Annotated in this window: 16 protein-coding genes; 12 read left to right on the top strand and 4 right to left on the bottom strand. The window is 62.0% G+C overall.

Annotated features, from left to right (window positions below):
- Nucleotides 1–8: 8 nt before the first annotated feature.
- Nucleotides 9–875 carry a branched-chain amino acid aminotransferase gene (locus ACXYMO_RS14410; protein ID WP_458879417.1) on the bottom strand — a complete coding sequence of 289 codons (867 nt, stop codon included), beginning with the start codon at nt 873–875 and terminating at the stop codon, nt 9–11.
- 159 nt (nt 876–1,034) lie between these two features.
- Between ACXYMO_RS14410 and ACXYMO_RS14405 the strand changes: the two genes are divergently transcribed.
- The 6 genes from ACXYMO_RS14405 (at nt 1,035) to dxs (ending at nt 6,303) form a co-directional block, all read left to right on the top strand.
- Nucleotides 1,035–1,544, top strand: coding sequence for a MarR family winged helix-turn-helix transcriptional regulator (locus ACXYMO_RS14405; protein ID WP_458879416.1), 510 nt, complete (start codon nt 1,035–1,037; stop codon nt 1,542–1,544).
- Nucleotides 1,544–2,245 carry a response regulator gene (locus tag ACXYMO_RS14400; protein ID WP_458879415.1) on the top strand — a complete coding sequence of 234 codons (702 nt, stop codon included), beginning with the start codon at nt 1,544–1,546 and terminating at the stop codon, nt 2,243–2,245. The genes ACXYMO_RS14405 and ACXYMO_RS14400 overlap by 1 nt, the downstream gene beginning before the upstream one ends.
- Nucleotides 2,246–2,317: 72 nt before the next feature.
- Nucleotides 2,318–3,244 (top strand): histone deacetylase family protein, encoded by a 927-nt coding sequence (locus ACXYMO_RS14395; protein ID WP_458879414.1) that lies wholly within the window; start codon nt 2,318–2,320, stop codon nt 3,242–3,244.
- Nucleotides 3,241–3,483: an exodeoxyribonuclease VII small subunit gene (locus ACXYMO_RS14390; RefSeq protein WP_458879413.1), complete on the top strand. Its 243-nt coding sequence runs from the start codon at nt 3,241–3,243 to the stop codon at nt 3,481–3,483. Before ACXYMO_RS14395 ends, ACXYMO_RS14390 begins: the two co-directional genes overlap by 4 nt.
- A 1-nt stretch (nt 3,484) precedes the next feature.
- Nucleotides 3,485–4,351 (top strand): polyprenyl synthetase family protein, encoded by an 867-nt coding sequence (locus tag ACXYMO_RS14385; RefSeq protein WP_458879412.1) that lies wholly within the window; start codon nt 3,485–3,487, stop codon nt 4,349–4,351.
- Nucleotides 4,352–4,374: 23 nt separating this feature from the next.
- Complete coding sequence (dxs, locus tag ACXYMO_RS14380) at nt 4,375–6,303, top strand: 1-deoxy-D-xylulose-5-phosphate synthase (protein ID WP_458879411.1); 1,929 nt, start codon at nt 4,375–4,377, stop codon at nt 6,301–6,303.
- Between the two features lie 12 nt (nt 6,304–6,315).
- Here the strand turns inward: dxs and ACXYMO_RS14375 are convergent, their stop codons facing one another.
- Nucleotides 6,316–7,164, bottom strand: coding sequence for an SDR family oxidoreductase (locus tag ACXYMO_RS14375; protein ID WP_458879410.1), 849 nt, complete (start codon nt 7,162–7,164; stop codon nt 6,316–6,318).
- Nucleotides 7,165–7,273: 109 nt separating this feature from the next.
- On the opposite strand from ACXYMO_RS14375, the gene paaA reads away from it, so the two are divergent.
- From paaA to ACXYMO_RS14345, 6 genes are all read left to right on the top strand, one after another.
- A complete protein-coding gene (paaA, locus tag ACXYMO_RS14370) occupies nt 7,274–8,263 on the top strand; it encodes a 1,2-phenylacetyl-CoA epoxidase subunit PaaA (RefSeq protein WP_458879409.1) in 990 nt (329 codons plus the stop codon).
- A gap of 68 nt (nt 8,264–8,331) precedes the next feature.
- Nucleotides 8,332–8,613, top strand: coding sequence for a 1,2-phenylacetyl-CoA epoxidase subunit PaaB (paaB, locus tag ACXYMO_RS14365; protein ID WP_458879408.1), 282 nt, complete (start codon nt 8,332–8,334; stop codon nt 8,611–8,613).
- Nucleotides 8,613–9,347 carry a 1,2-phenylacetyl-CoA epoxidase subunit PaaC gene (paaC, locus tag ACXYMO_RS14360; RefSeq protein ID WP_458879407.1) on the top strand — a complete coding sequence of 245 codons (735 nt, stop codon included), beginning with the start codon at nt 8,613–8,615 and terminating at the stop codon, nt 9,345–9,347. Before paaB ends, paaC begins: the two co-directional genes overlap by 1 nt.
- The gene (gene paaD / locus ACXYMO_RS14355) at nt 9,341–9,838 is read left to right on the top strand and encodes a 1,2-phenylacetyl-CoA epoxidase subunit PaaD (protein WP_458879406.1); all 498 of its coding nucleotides are present in this window, start codon (nt 9,341–9,343) and stop codon (nt 9,836–9,838) included. Before paaC ends, paaD begins: the two co-directional genes overlap by 7 nt.
- Before the next feature lie 10 nt (nt 9,839–9,848).
- The gene (locus ACXYMO_RS14350; RefSeq protein ID WP_458879405.1) at nt 9,849–10,898 is read left to right on the top strand and encodes a 2Fe-2S iron-sulfur cluster-binding protein; all 1,050 of its coding nucleotides are present in this window, start codon (nt 9,849–9,851) and stop codon (nt 10,896–10,898) included.
- Nucleotides 10,899–10,929: 31 nt separating this feature from the next.
- Entirely contained in the window at nt 10,930–11,562 is a 633-nt protein-coding gene (locus ACXYMO_RS14345) for a class I SAM-dependent DNA methyltransferase (protein WP_458879404.1), read from the top strand.
- Here the strand turns inward: ACXYMO_RS14345 and ACXYMO_RS14340 are convergent.
- Nucleotides 11,559–12,338: a carnitinyl-CoA dehydratase gene (locus ACXYMO_RS14340; RefSeq protein ID WP_458879403.1), complete on the bottom strand. Its 780-nt coding sequence runs from the start codon at nt 12,336–12,338 to the stop codon at nt 11,559–11,561. The two genes, ACXYMO_RS14345 and ACXYMO_RS14340, sit on opposite strands and share 4 nt — an antisense overlap.
- Nucleotides 12,335–14,353 carry an acetate--CoA ligase family protein gene (locus ACXYMO_RS14335; RefSeq protein ID WP_458879402.1) on the bottom strand — a complete coding sequence of 673 codons (2,019 nt, stop codon included), beginning with the start codon at nt 14,351–14,353 and terminating at the stop codon, nt 12,335–12,337. Before ACXYMO_RS14335 ends, ACXYMO_RS14340 begins: the two co-directional genes overlap by 4 nt.
- Nucleotides 14,354–14,605 lie beyond the last annotated feature (252 nt).

Below are 14,605 nucleotides of genomic sequence, written 5' to 3'. Positions count from 1 at the left end.
AGGGCCGATTATTCCCGAACCAGCTTTTCATAGCTTTCGGCGATGTCGCGGGTCAGCGCGCCGACCTCAAACGTGAAATCGCCGATCTGGCCCACCGGAGTCACCTCGGCCGCGGTGCCTGTCAGCCAGCACTGCTCGAACCCTTCCAGTTCCTCGGGCATGATGTGGCGTTCATGCACGGTGATCCCGCGCTGTTTCAGCATGTCGATGACCGTGCGGCGCGTGATCCCGTTGAGGAAGCAATCGGGATCGGGCGTGTGCACCTCCCCGTCCTTGACGAAAAAGATGTTCGCGCCCGTCGCTTCGGCCACGTATCCGCGATAATCCATGAACAACGCGTCCGAGCATCCCTTGGCCTCGGCCGCGTGTTTGGACATGGTGCATATCATGTAGAGACCAGCGGCCTTGGCATGAACGGGGATGGTTTCGGGGCTGGGACGTTTCCATTTGGAAATGTCCAGCTTGGCGCCCTTCATCTTGGCATCGCCGTAATAGGCGCCCCATTCCCAACCCGCGATGGCCAGACGGACCGGGTTACGCATGGCCGACACGCCCATGTCCTCGCCCGCGCCGCGCCAGGCGACTGCGCGCACATAGGCGTCGGTCCAGCCATTAGCCTTGAGCATGGCGTATTTCGCCTCTTCGATCTGTTCGACCGAATAGGGAATGTCGAAATCCAGCATCTTTGCCGATTGAATCAACCGCTTGGAATGTTCGACCCCTTTGAAGATTTTCCCGTTATAGCAACGCTCGCCTTCGAATACCGAACTGGCGTAATGCATCGCATGCGTCAGGATATGCACATTGGCCTTGCGCCAGTCGACCAGTTGGCCATCCATCCAGATCTGGCCGTCACGATCATCATATCCCGACATTGGGAGTCCTCCTGTAGGTCATCGCTTTTGCATATATTGCGCGAATAACGTCCGAACCGGACATATTATTGCGCCGAAACTGGGATTCGATACCGCTTCGCCCTTGGAGTGTCAACAAGGCTGACATATGCTGGCCGAAAATGAGTAACGAGGAATGCCATGTCGGATGGACGTTCATCGCAGTCCTATGGCGGCGAGAGCCTGCTGTTTCTGACGGACGAGCAGTTGAGACAGGGGATCGAGGCAATGTTCTTTGCCTATCGCGGGTTCACCGCCGATCCTGACCGAATTCTGTCTGAACTGGCCTATGGCCGGGCCCATCACCGGGCGATCCACTTTATCAACCGGGCGCCCGGCACCACGGTCAACAACCTGCTGGCCATTCTCGGGGTCACCAAGCAGTCGCTGAACCGGGTTCTGCGGACGCTGATTGCCGACGGGCTGGTGGAAAGCAGGGTCGGCAAGGCGGACAAACGCGAACGCCATCTGTTTCTGACCGAAAAGGGTCACGCCCTTGAGGCCGAACTGAGCGATGCGCAGCGCGCCCGCATGCGCACCGCCTATCGCGAGGCCGGACCAGAGGCGGTCGCAGGGTTCAAACAGGTTCTCGAAGCGATGATGGATGCGGACATGCGCCGCGCCTACAGCCGTTTGCGGGATGGCACATGATGGCAGATCTCGACGCCCACCTGCTGATTGTGGATGACGATGAACGTATCCGCGATTTGCTGAAGAAATTCCTGATGCGACACGGGTTTCTGGTCACCGCGGCACGGGATGCCGCGCACGCGCGCCGTGTGCTGATGGGGCTGGATTTCGACCTGATCGTGATGGATGTGATGATGCCGGGCGAAGACGGAGTCAGCCTGACCCGCTCCCTGCGCGAAACCCACACGACACCGATCCTTTTGCTGACTGCGCGCGGAGAAACGGAAAACCGCATTGCCGGGCTTGAGGCGGGGGCCGATGACTACCTTGCCAAACCCTTCGAGCCCAAGGAGCTTTTGCTGCGGATCAACGCGATCCTGCGCCGGATGCCAGAGACACCCGCCACCGACACCGTGCCCAAAATCCTGATGCTGGGGTCGATCCGCTATGACATCGAACGCGGCGAGATGTGGCAGGGCGATCAACTGATCCGCCTGACCGCCACGGAAAGCCAGCTGATGAAGATATTCTCGGCCTGCCCCGGCGAGCCCGTCAGCCGTAACAAACTGGTCGAGGAACTGGGCCGCGACCGCGGTCAGGCCCAGGAACGCGCGGTCGATGTGCAGATCACCCGCCTGCGTCGCAAGATCGAAAGCAACCCCAAGCAACCCCGATATCTGCAGACCGTGCGCGGAGCCGGATACATGCTGGCCCCCGACTGAGAAGACGGGCCGCTGCGCGGCGATTTTCGCCTCCGGCGGGAGTTTATTTTGCAAGATGAAGGCAGGAGAGCCATGACGACAGCCCTGATCACACATGCCGATTGCCTGGCCCATGTCACCCCCGACGGGCACCCGGAGCGGGTGGCGCGGCTGGAGCATGTTTTGCATGCACTGGAACCGCTGGTCGTTCAGCGGGTCACGGCCCCGATGGCCGCCGAAGATGACATTTTGCGGATCCATCCGGCCAGTTATCTGGCCGATCTGCGTCGGTCGCGCCCGGACGAGGGATTTTTCCAGATCGATGGTGACACGTTCCTGTCGCCGGGGTCGCTGGACGCCGCGTTTCGCGCGGCCGGGGCGGTTGTGCGAGCGGTCGACATGGTTCTCGGGGGCGAGGTGCAGAACGCCTTTTGCGCCGTCCGCCCGCCGGGGCACCATGCCGAAACGGACAAGGCCATGGGGTTCTGCCTGTTCGGGAATGCGGCGCTGGCGGCCAAACATGCGCTGGATCATCATGGTTTGAGCCGCGTTGCGGTGGTGGATTTCGATGTGCACCACGGCAACGGCACGCAGGACCTGTTGTGGGACGAATCGCGTGCGCTGTTCATCACCAGCCAGCAGATGCCTTTGTGGCCGGGAAGCGGGCGACCCGATGAAACCGGGGCACATGACACGATTTTGAACATGCCCCTGCCGCCGGGCAGCGATGGCACGAAAATGCGGTATGAATATCAGAAACAGGCCTTTCCGCGCCTGCGGGCGTTCAAGCCCGAGTTGATCATCATTTCCGCCGGGTTCGACGCCCATATGGATGACCCGCTGGCCGAGTTGAACTGGGAAACCGACGATTTCGCCTGGATCACCGAAGAGCTGTGCAAACTGGCGGGCGAACTGTGCGGTGGTCGGGTGGTGTCGACTTTGGAAGGCGGATATGATCTGAAGGCGCTGGCCGCCTCGGCAAAGGCGCATGTGGAAGAACTGATAAAGGCCGCGACATGAGCGACAAACCTGTTGGCGAAATGAGCTTTGAAGAGGCGATGAAAGAGCTGGAGACCGTGGTGGATCAGCTTGAGCGCGGCGATGTGCCGTTGGACGCCTCGATCACCCTCTATGAACGCGGCGCGGCGCTGAAAAAACGCTGCGAGGACGAACTGAAACGCGCCGAGGAAAAGGTGGCTGCGATCACGCTGGATGCGGATGGCGCGCCCACAGGGACCAAGCCAGTCGAAGGTCTGTGACGTGTTCAAAACGCAGCTGGCAGAGGCGGCCAATGCGGTTGAGCGCCATTTAGACACTGTTTTCGCCGCCCTTGGCGACCTGCCCGTCATTCAGGCGATGTGGTATGCCACGCGGGGCGGCAAGGGATTGCGCGGGTTTCTGGTGCTTGAAAGCGCCCGTTTGTACGGTGTGGACCGCGCGCAGGCCATCTGGCCCGCATGTGCGATCGAGGCGATGCATGCCTATTCGCTGGTGCATGACGATCTGCCCTGCATGGATGACGATGCGCTTCGCCGGGGGCAGGCCACGGTCCATGTCAAATGGGACGAAGGCACCGCCGTTCTGGTGGGCGATGCGCTTCAGGCGCTGGCCTTTGAACTGGCGGGCCACCCCAAGTGCGGATCGCCCGAAATACGCGCTGAACTTGTCCTGACCCTGGCTCGCGCGGCCGGTGCGCAGGGGATGGTACTAGGCCAGGCGCTGGATATTGCAGCGGAAACCGCGGACACGCCGCTTTCGCTCGATCAGATCATCGCCCTGCAGGCGGGCAAGACCGGCGCATTGTTTGAATGGGCGGCCTGCGCGGGGCCGCGTCTGGCGGGGGCCGATATCGACCCGATGCGCAGCTATGCACAGGCGCTGGGTCTTGCTTTTCAGATCGCTGATGACATCTTGGATATCGAGGGCGACGCGGAAAAGGCCGGAAAGCGCCTGAACAAGGATGCCGAAGCGGGCAAGGCGACCTTTGTGTCCCATCTGGGGCTTGAGGGGGCCAAGGCCCGCGCCGCGCAGTTAATCGAACAGGCCTGTGATGCCCTTTCGCCTTTTGGCGGGGACGGCGAAACCTTGCGGGACGCGGCACGCTTCGTTATCTCGCGCGACAGTTAACCCCGCCCCCGAAGGAGGCGCAGATGCCCCATACGCCCGAAACACCGCTTTTGGATCAGGTTACGCGCCCGGCCGACCTCAAACGTCTGAGCGATGCGCAGCTGACCCAATTGGCGGGCGAGGTGCGGGCCGAAACGATTTCGGCAGTGTCTGAAACCGGCGGGCACTTGGGCGCGGGTCTGGGTGTTGTGGAACTGACCGTGGCGTTGCATGCGGTTTTTGATACCCCCCGGGACAAGATCATCTGGGACGTTGGCCACCAGTGTTACCCCCACAAAATCCTGACCGAGCGGCGGGATCGCATTCGCACCCTGCGGATGAAGGGCGGTCTGAGCGGGTTCACCAAGCGCAGCGAAAGCCCCTATGACCCGTTTGGCGCGGCGCATTCCTCGACCTCGATCAGTGCGGCACTTGGCTTTGCCGTTGCGCGCGATCTGGGCGGCGTCACGCCCGAAGGCATCGGCGATGCCATCGCCGTCATCGGCGACGGCGCGATGAGCGCGGGCATGGCGTTCGAGGCGATGAACAACGCCGGCCATCTGGGCAAGCGTCTGATCGTCATCCTGAACGACAACGAGATGAGCATCGCCCCCCCGGTTGGGGCGCTGTCGTCATACCTGTCGCGCCTATATGCAGAAGAACCGTTTCAGGAGCTGAAAGCCGCCGCCAAGGGCGCGGTGTCCCTGCTGCCCGAACCTTTCCGCGAGGGCGCGAAACGAGCCAAGGAAATGCTCAAGGGTCTTGCAGTTGGCGGGACCCTGTTCGAGGAACTCGGCTTCTCGTATGTCGGGCCGATCGACGGCCATGACATGGACCAGCTGCTGCCGGTGCTGCGCACCGTGCGGGCGCGGGCCAACGGGCCGATCCTGATCCATGTGCTGACGCGCAAGGGCAAGGGATATGCCCCGGCGGAATCTGCCCGCGACAAGGGCCATGCCACGGCCAAATTCGACGTGGTGACCGGCAAGCAGAAAAAGGCCCCGTCAAACGCGCCCGCCTATACCAATGTGTTTGGCGAACAACTGGTCAAGGCGGCCACCGCCGATGACAAGATATGCGCCGTGACGGCGGCCATGCCAGATGGCACCGGTCTGAACCTGTTTGCCGAACGGTTCCCCAGCCGGTGTTTTGACGTCGGCATCGCCGAACAGCACGGGGTGACCTTTGCCGCCGCGCTGGCCGCTGGCGGGATGAAACCCTTTTGCGCAATGTATTCCACATTCCTGCAACGGGGGTACGATCAGGTGGTGCATGACGTTGCTATCCAACGCCTGCCTGTGCGCTTTGCCATTGATCGCGCCGGTCTGGTCGGGGCCGATGGCGCCACCCATGCGGGCAGTTTCGATATTGCCTATCTCGCCAATCTGCCCGGTTTTGTGGTCATGGCCGCCGCGGATGAGGCGGAACTGACCCATATGGTCGCCACCGCCGCCGCCCATGACAGCGGTCCCATTGCGTTCCGTTACCCGCGCGGCGAAGGCACCGGTGTAGACCTGCCCGAACAGGGAGAGGTGCTGGACATCGGCAAGGGACGGATGATCCAGAAAGGTGCGCGAGTTGCGATCCTGTCCTTTGGCACCCGCCTGAACGAAGTGCAAAAGGCTGCCGAGTCGCTGTCCGCGCGGGGCATCACCCCGACCATTGCCGATGCCCGGTTTGCCAAGCCGCTGGATCGCGATCTCATTTTGACCCTCGCCGCCGATCACGAGGCGCTGATCACCATCGAAGAGGGGGCCGTCGGCGGGTTCGGCAGCCACGTGGCCCAGCTTTTGGCGGATGAGGCTGTGTTCGACGACGGGCTCAAGTTCCGCTCGATGGTCCTGCCCGATACCTTCATCGATCAGGCCAGCCCGGCGGATATGTACGCGGTCGCAGGCATGAACGCGGAACAGATCGAAGCAAAGGTTCTGGATGTTCTGGGTGTCGCAACGATTGGGGAAAAGCGGGCCTGACACGGCCCGTTTTCAAGACTCCAGCATCGACCGGAGCGAATCCTTGTAGGTCGGGTGCAGCAGTTTGACCCCCAACTCATCCTTGATCTTGTCGTTCCTGACCCGCTTGCTTTCGGCATAGAAACTGCGCGCCATCGGTGACATCTCGGCCTCTTCAATCGGAATGGCGGGGGGCACCGGCATGCCCAGCAATTCGGCCGCATGGGCGATCACGTCCTGCGGCGGGGCCGGATCGTCATCGCACAGATTATAGGCCGATCCGGGGTTGGGCCGGTTGATCGACGCCAACAGGACCTGGGCGATGTCATCCACATGGATGCGCGAAAACACCTGGTTCGGCTTGATGATCCGCCGCGCGGTGCCGTTGCGCAGCTTCGAGAACGGTCCGCGCCCAGGGCCGTAGATGCCCGCAAGACGAAAGATGTGCAGAGGCAAGTCAGGAATCGACTGCCAATCCTGTTCGGCCTGCACCCGCCATTTTCCCCGCCAGGTGCCCGGTGTCAGCGGCGTGTTTTCGTCCACCCATCCGCCCTGATGGTCGCCATAGACACCCGTGGTCGACAGGTAGCCGGCCCATTCCAGACGCGGGGCGATGTCAGTGATCTGGTCGCGCACTTCATTCAGAACCGGGTCGCCCTCGGCCGTTGGTCCGGCCGAGATCAACAGGTGCGTCGCCTGATCCAACCCCTTGGGCACGCCATGCCCGGGAAAGATCACCGGTTCGACCCCGGTGGCGCGAATCGCGTCGGCCTTGTCCGGACTGCGGGTTGTGCCGAAAATCGTCCATCCCTGCGGAACCAGCAGTTTGGCCAGTCCACGGGCGGAAAATCCATGTCCGAATGAAAACAGTATCTTGGTCATATCTTTTAGATGCGCCTGTGGGGCGGCGCATGCAAGTGTTACAAAAATCACTTGCTGGATGAATTTTCGTAACATATATTTTGAGGACCGGTTTGGAGGAGCCATATCCATGTACAGCCAAGGTCTGATCGGCGCTGATGGGCGCACCGAAGAAACGCCCGAGTTTCTCGAGGCGTTCCAGAAACGTATCGATGCCGAAGAAAAGATCGAACCGAACGATCCGATGCCCGCCGGGTACCGTCGGACGCTGGTGCGCCAGATCGGCCAGCACGCGCATTCGGAAATCGTCGGCATGCTGCCCGAAGGCAACTGGATCACCCGCGCGCCATCCTTGCGCCGCAAGGCCGCATTGCTGGCCAAGGTACAGGACGAGGGCGGGCATGGTCTGTATCTCTATTCCGCCGCCGAAACGCTGGGGGTGAGCCGCAAGCAGATGACCGAGGAACTGTTGGACGGGCGGGCGAAATACAGCTCGATCTTCAACTATCCAACGCTCAGCTGGGCCGATATCGGCACCATCGGCTGGCTGGTCGACGGCGCCGCGATCATGAACCAGATCCCGCTGTGCCGCTGTTCCTATGGCCCCTATGCGCGGGCGATGATCAGGGTCTGCAAAGAGGAATCCTTTCATCAGCGGCAGGGGTATGAGATTGTCATGGCCCTTGCCCAGGGCACGCCGGAACAGAAAGAAATGGCCCAGGACAGCCTGAACCGCTGGTGGTGGCCGTCGATCATGATGTTCGGCCCGCATGACGCGGACAGCCAGCATTCGGATCAGTCCATGGCTTGGAAGATCAAGCGGTTCACCAATGACGAACTGCGCCAGAAATTTATCGACGCCACCGTGCCGCAGGCCGAATACCTTGGCCTGACCCTCCCTGACCCCGACCTGAAATGGAATGCGGACAAGGGCGGGTACGATCACGGACCCATCGACTGGGACGAATTCTGGCGGGTGGTCAAAGGGCACGGCCCGATGGCACGCGACAGGATCAAGGCCCGCAAAAAGGCATGGGACGATGGACAATGGGTGCGTGATGCGGCCCTGGCCCACGCCAAAAAGCGCAAATCGCGCGCCACCGCGATGGCAGCCGAGTAAGGGGGCTCTGCCCCCGTCGCCCGATGGGCGACTCCCCCGGAGTTTATTGAGCAAGAGGAAGATCAGCCATGACCGGCGAAGTACCCCTTTGGGAAGTGTTCATCCGGCCCCGCAACGGGTTGGCGCATAAACATGTCGGATCGCTGCACGCGGCGGACGAGGTGATGGCCGTTCAGGCGGCCCGCGATGTCTATACCCGCCGCGGCGAAGGAAATTCGATCTGGGTGGTGCCGTCGGCGGCGATCACCGCCAGCGACCCAGACCAGGCGGGCGAGAATTTCGAACCCGGCGAAAAGATTTATCGCCATCCGACGTTCTATGAGATCCCCGACGAAGTGGGGCACATGTGATGGCCCTGTTCGACGCGCTTCTGGAACTGGCCGACGACCATCTGGTGCTGGGTCACCGGGTGAGCGAATGGTGCGGCCATGCACCGATGCTGGAAGAGGATCTGGCCATGCCCAACATGGCGCTGGACCTGATTGGCACGGCGCGCACGCTGTATGAGTATGCCGGCAAGGTCCAGGGCAAGGGCCAGTCCGAGGACGATCTGGCCTATCTCCGGGGCGAGCGTGAGTATCGCAACATCCTGCTGGTCGAGCGCCCGAACGAAGATTTCGCCCATACCATGCTGCGTCAGCTGTATTTCGCGGCCTTTATGGAGCCCTACTGGCAGGCGGCCCTGAACAGCCGCGACGCGGTGATTGCCGGTGTTGCCGGTAAGGCGGTCAAGGAAATGGCCTATCACATCCGCCATGCGGGCGAATGGGTAATCCGTCTGGGCGACGGCACCGAGGAAAGCGCGCGCCGCATGGCGGACGCGGTCGAGACGCTGGGCATCTATGTCGATGAACTGTTCGAGGAAGGGTCCGCCGCCGGGGTCGACGCCCTGCCCGAGCGCGCCGCGATCAAGCCGCAGTGGGAAACCACGATCACCGACATTTTTGATCAGGCGGGCCTGACATACGAACCATCCTCCTTTCCCCAGACGGGTGGCCGAACGGGCAAACATGGCGAAGGGCTGGGTCATATGCTGGCCGAAATGCAATCGGTCTATCGCGCTCATCCGGGGGCGACGTGGTAAACACCGCCACACAGAGCGATCAGGCCCGCGCCTGGGCTGCGGCCGCGGCCGTGCCCGACCCCGAGGTGCCCTGTGTCACGGTGGCCGATCTGGGTATCCTGCGCTGGGTCCGGATCGAGGACGGAGTCGCCGTGGCCGGCGTTACGCCCACCTATTCCGGCTGCCCGGCCGTTCTGGCCATAGAACTGGCCATCGAGGCGGCATTGCGCGACGCCGGGTTCGAGGCGCGGATCGAGCGGCTGTTGTCGCCCCCCTGGACCACCGATTGGGTCACCAACGAGGGGCGCGAGAAACTGCGCGCTTACGGCATTGCGCCGCCTGCGGAAAAAACAGGCTCTAAAATGGCCCTTTTCGGGGAAACGACCGTCGCGTGCCCCCGGTGCGGCAGTGAGAATACCGAAAAACTGTCTGAATTCGGATCAACCGCCTGCAAGGCGCAATACCGCTGTTGCGCCTGTCACGAACCGTTTGACTATTTCAAATGCATCTGAGGACCCCGCCATGTTCCACGACCTGAAAATCAGCGATATCCGCCAGGAAACCCCGGATGCGGTGGCAATCAGTTTCGAGGTGCCCGAAGCCCTGAAACAGGACTTCGCGTTTGAACCCGGCCAGTACCTGACGCTGCGCAGCACGGTGGATGGCGAGGATGTGCGCCGGTCCTATTCGATTGCCTCGCTGCCCGGTGCCGGGCTGACCGTCGGCGTGAAGCGGGTCGAAGACGGGGTATTTTCGACCTTTGCACAGGGTCTGCAAAAGGGCGATTCACTGTCGGTGATGCCCCCCGAGGGGCGGTTTGTGCCCAAGTCCGAAAACACACTGGTGCTGATCGCGGCCGGATCGGGGATCACGCCCATGGTCTCGATCGCCGCCGACGCTCTGGCCCGCGGGGCCGAGGTGACGCTGGTCTATGGCAACCGCAAAACCGACAGCATCATGTTCCGCGACACTCTGGATGCGCTGAAGGATCGCTACCTGAACCGGTTTACCCTGATCCACATCCTCAGCCGCGAAACGCAGGATGTTCCGCTTCTCAACGGGCGGATCACCGGCGAAAAGGTAAGCCAGCTGGCCAATTCCGGCGCCATTGACCTGGACGGGGCCGAGGGGATTTTCCTGTGCGGCCCGGGTGAAATGATCGACGATGTGGCTGAAACGCTGAACGCGCGCGGAACCGATCCGTCGCGCATCCATTTCGAAAGGTTCTTTCAGGAAGGCGACGCACCGCGCGCCCCGAAATCGGACGCGGCCCAGGCCGCCGCGGCCAGCGGCGTTGCCGTCACCGTCATCCTGGACGGCGCACAGCGCAACTTTGCGGTCGAGGCAGGCGACGATACGGTTCTGGATGCGGCCATGCGCCAGGGCCTGGAACTGCCCTATTCCTGCAAGGGGGGCATGTGCTGTACCTGCCGGTGCAAGGTCACCAAGGGCACAGCGGAGATGGCCGTGAACTATTCTCTGGAACCCTGGGAAACCGAGGCCGGATTCGTGCTTGCCTGTCAGACCCGCCCGACAAGTGACGAACTTGAGCTGGATTTTGATGCGGCTTGATTCGAATCTGTGAATCGGCCTTTCATGGGGGATGAGCGATGATAGCCCCGATCTTGCAGCGGCCTATGCGCTGAAAACCCCGGATGATTCCAAGCGGCTCTATGCCGAATGGGCTGGCGACTATGATGCCTCCTTCGCGGCGCGCGAAGATTACCAACTGCACATTCATACGGCGCGCGCCTTTGTCGGCGCTGGCGGTCAGGGCCCGGTTCTGGATGTGGGGGCCGGGACCGGATTATGCGGCGTGGTTCTGGCCGATCTGGGCGTCGGGCCGATTGATGCCACCGATATCAGCCCCGAAATGCTGGATCAGGCAATGCGCAAGGACATCTACCGCGATGCGATCGAGGCGGACCTGACCCAGGGCATCCCGGCGCCCCGCGACAGCTATGCGGGTGTGGTGTCGTCCGGCACGTTCACCACCGGCCATGTCGGCCCGGATGCGATCGACGCCCTGTTGCGGATTGCCCGGCGCGGCGCCCAGTTCGCCCTGTCGATCAATGCCGAACATTACGAAAGCGCCGGGTTTGAACAAAAGTTTTCCGAGCTTGAAAACACTCGTATTCAGGCTCTGACACTGGTTGAAACGCGCATTTACGGCGATCTGGCCTATGGCGAACACAAAGATGATGTCGCCCTGATTGCCCTGGTCGAAAAGGCCTAGCGCCCTTTCCAGACAGGATCACGCTTTTCCGCAAATGCACGGGCGCCTTCCAACTGATCCTCGGACGAATACAGGGTGTCGACCGAGGGCAATTGGCGCTTTGTGATCCGGTTCATCGCATCCTGAAATTTCGAATCCTCGGCGTCGCGTACGATTTCCTTGATCGCTGCATAAACCAGCGGCGGACCCGAGGCGAGCAGGCGCGCCATCTCCCATGCGCGCTCCATCAGCCCGGCGGCCGGCAGGATTTCATTGACCAGCCCCCAGCGATGCGCCTCCTCCGCGTCAAACCAGCGTCCGGTCAGCAAAAGCTCCATCGCGATGTGATAGGGGATACGCTTGGGCAGCTTGACACTGGCCGCGTCCGCCACCGTGCCGGACCGTATTTCGGGCAAGGCAAAGGTCGCGTGATCGGCGGCCAGAATGATGTCGGCACTCAGCGCCAGTTCGAGGCCCCCGCCACAGGCAATTCCGTTCACGGCCGCAATCACCGGTTTGTTCATGCCGCGCAGTTCCTGCAACCCGCCAAATCCGCCAACGCCATAGTCACCGTCGACCGCATCGCCATCCGCCGCCGCCTTGAGATCCCAACCCGGGCAAAAAAACTTGTCGCCGCCGCCGGTCAGGATTGCGACCCGCAGGTCTGGATCATCGCGGAAATCGCGAAACACCTCGCCCATCAGGCGGCTGGTCCTGAGATCGATCGCATTCGCCTTGGGCCGGTCCAACGTGACAAGCAGAACAGGACCCTGGCGCTCGGTTTTGACGGGGCTCATGATGTGGCCTTTCGGATCAGTGCATCGGCTGCAACTGCCCCATCAGGGGTGCAGATCAGCGGGTTGATTTCAATTTCATGCAGAGTGTCCGCATGTGCAACCACATAGGCCTGAACAGACTCTATTGCAGAAATTATCGCGTCCATATCTGCAGGGGGTTTGCCGCGATAGCCCCCCAGCAAAGGTGCGATTTTTGACCGGCCCAGCGCGGTTTCGATCTGGGTCCGATCGCTGGGGATCAGCAACGATACCGTATCCTGCATCAATTCCGTCAGGACGCCCCCCGCGCCCAGCGTCAGAACAAACCCATGCGCCGGGTCGCGCACCACGCCGATCAGCAGCTCGGCAACGCCGCCCTGCACCTGTTCCTCGACCAGAAACCCCTGCGCGTCCATCTTGCGCGCGGACGCTTCAAGTTCGCTCTGAGATAGACCCAGGCGCACAGCGCCGTGGTCCGATTTATGGGCAAATCCCATCCCCTTGAGCACCAATGGCGCGGTCAAATCCCCGGCGACCTGTGCCAGCGCCCCCGGCGTGTCTGCGGTTCGGGATCTGGGGACAGGCACGCCAAACACCGCCAGCTGGGCTTTTGCCTCGGGCTCGCTCAACTGCGTGGCCGGTTCCGCAGGATTGGTCAGCAAGACCGGTTCAAGAACAGGCGCGGCGATGTCAGCGGCAGCAGAGGTGGCCTCCAGCGCCTCGGCCAGACCGGAAAAGGGCACGACTCCCCCCTGCATCAGGGTCACGGCGATGTCTTCGGGCATAAGTTCTGACAAAGTCGCGACGACGGCAAAGGGCGCACTTGTTTCAGCCCTGACTTTCAGTGCGGCGTCGCTGGCACAGACCCAATCGGCCGGATCGGTGTGCGGGTAATCGACAATGCTGAAGGTCATTCCGATCCCCTCCCCCGTCATTGCCGCCCAGGCACGGGCCATAGCCTCGGTATCCCGCCACACATAGGTGTGGTAATCCAGCGGGTTCGCTAGTGCGACCATGGGGCCCAAAGCTTTTTTTAGAGCCTGTTTCTGGCCACCACTCAGCGCGGGAAATTGCATCCCCTTGGCCGTTCCCAGATCGGCCATCAGGCTGGCCTCGCCCCCCGAACAACTGATCGAGGCGATCTTGCGCGATGCGACAGGCCCGTGAACGTGAAGCAGCTTCAGACATTCCAGGAAGGCGGGCAATGTGTCGACCCGCGCAAACCCCAATCGCGACAGAAGCGCACCAGCGCCGGCATCTGACCCCGCCAGCGATGCCGTATGGGACACGGTCGCTTGCTGCGCCTGATCCGATGCCCCAACCTTGAGCGCAACCACAGGCACACCCCGCTCATGCGCTCTGCGCGCCAGCGCCTCCCATTGGCGCAAATCGCGAAAGCCTTCCACATGCACGCCCAGCGCGGTGATGCGATGGTCGTCAAGCAGGGAAACGGCGATGTCAGCCTGGCTCGTTTGGGCCATGTTCCCGCAGGTGACCATCATCGCGATCGGCAGGCCCCGGCGCTGCATTGTCAGATTGATGGCTATATTGGACGACTGCGTAAGGATCGCCACACCCCGCTCTACCCTCTGCATTCCATGCTGATCCGGCCAGATCGCAGCGCCATCCAGCGCATTGATAAACCCGTAACAATTCGGCCCTAACAAGGGCATATCGCCCGCTTCCCGCACCAGTTCAGCCTGCAAGCCCGCGCTACCAGCATCCTCGGCCTGCGCCTCGGTAAAGCCCGAAGCAAAACAAACCGCGCCGCCAGCATCCAGCGCCCTCAATTGCGCCACGACATTCAACGTCGCATGGCGGTTCACACAGATGAAGGCGGCATCAATCGGCCCAGTCCAGTCTGCCAAATCCCGTTGGGACTCCAACCCGGCTATCCGCTTGCCACCCGGATGGACCGGAAAAATCTGCCCCTGAAACCCCATGCGCCGCGCCGCGCCGACGATTGCCTCACACCATGCGCCCCCGCCAACAACGGCAATCGTTCTGGGCGCGAAAAGCCGCGAAAAGTCACGCATGGTGCCGCCATCGTGCCAAAAATTTTTGTGCCTCCGGCGGGGATATTTTTAAACAGAAGAAGCAGGCGTCAGCCCCCCCGATCCGGTTCGGTCGAGGGGGCCTTCTCCTGTTACGGCCATCGGCGTCCCCGCCTGTACCGCCTGTCAAAAATGACTCATCGAGGTTAACACTTTGTTTCTTCTGTTCATAAATATCCCGGGGGTCCGGGGGCAGAGCCCCCAGGCGGGGGGGGGGGGGGGGGGGGGGGAGGA

This window comes from Arenibacterium sp. CAU 1754 (assembly GCF_054482635.1).
Note: the sequence above shows the minus strand (reverse complement) of the source record. Positions and strands in the feature narration are given on the sequence as shown.

Coding starts and splice junctions, on each gene's coding strand:
- ACXYMO_RS14410 (WP_458879417.1), bottom strand. CDS start 875: ATGTCGGGATATGATGATCGTGACGGCCAGATCTGGATGGATGGCCAA.
- ACXYMO_RS14405 (WP_458879416.1), top strand. CDS start 1,035: ATGTCGGATGGACGTTCATCGCAGTCCTATGGCGGCGAGAGCCTGCTG.
- ACXYMO_RS14400 (WP_458879415.1), top strand. CDS start 1,544: ATGGCAGATCTCGACGCCCACCTGCTGATTGTGGATGACGATGAACGT.
- ACXYMO_RS14395 (WP_458879414.1), top strand. CDS start 2,318: ATGACGACAGCCCTGATCACACATGCCGATTGCCTGGCCCATGTCACC.
- ACXYMO_RS14390 (WP_458879413.1), top strand. CDS start 3,241: ATGAGCGACAAACCTGTTGGCGAAATGAGCTTTGAAGAGGCGATGAAA.
- dxs (WP_458879411.1), top strand. CDS start 4,375: ATGCCCCATACGCCCGAAACACCGCTTTTGGATCAGGTTACGCGCCCG.
- ACXYMO_RS14375 (WP_458879410.1), bottom strand. CDS start 7,164: ATGACCAAGATACTGTTTTCATTCGGACATGGATTTTCCGCCCGTGGA.
- paaA (WP_458879409.1), top strand. CDS start 7,274: ATGTACAGCCAAGGTCTGATCGGCGCTGATGGGCGCACCGAAGAAACG.
- paaB (WP_458879408.1), top strand. CDS start 8,332: ATGACCGGCGAAGTACCCCTTTGGGAAGTGTTCATCCGGCCCCGCAAC.
- paaC (WP_458879407.1), top strand. CDS start 8,613: ATGGCCCTGTTCGACGCGCTTCTGGAACTGGCCGACGACCATCTGGTG.
- ACXYMO_RS14350 (WP_458879405.1), top strand. CDS start 9,849: ATGTTCCACGACCTGAAAATCAGCGATATCCGCCAGGAAACCCCGGAT.
- ACXYMO_RS14345 (WP_458879404.1), top strand. CDS start 10,930: ATGAGCGATGATAGCCCCGATCTTGCAGCGGCCTATGCGCTGAAAACC.
- ACXYMO_RS14340 (WP_458879403.1), bottom strand. CDS start 12,338: ATGAGCCCCGTCAAAACCGAGCGCCAGGGTCCTGTTCTGCTTGTCACG.
- ACXYMO_RS14335 (WP_458879402.1), bottom strand. CDS start 14,353: ATGCGTGACTTTTCGCGGCTTTTCGCGCCCAGAACGATTGCCGTTGTT.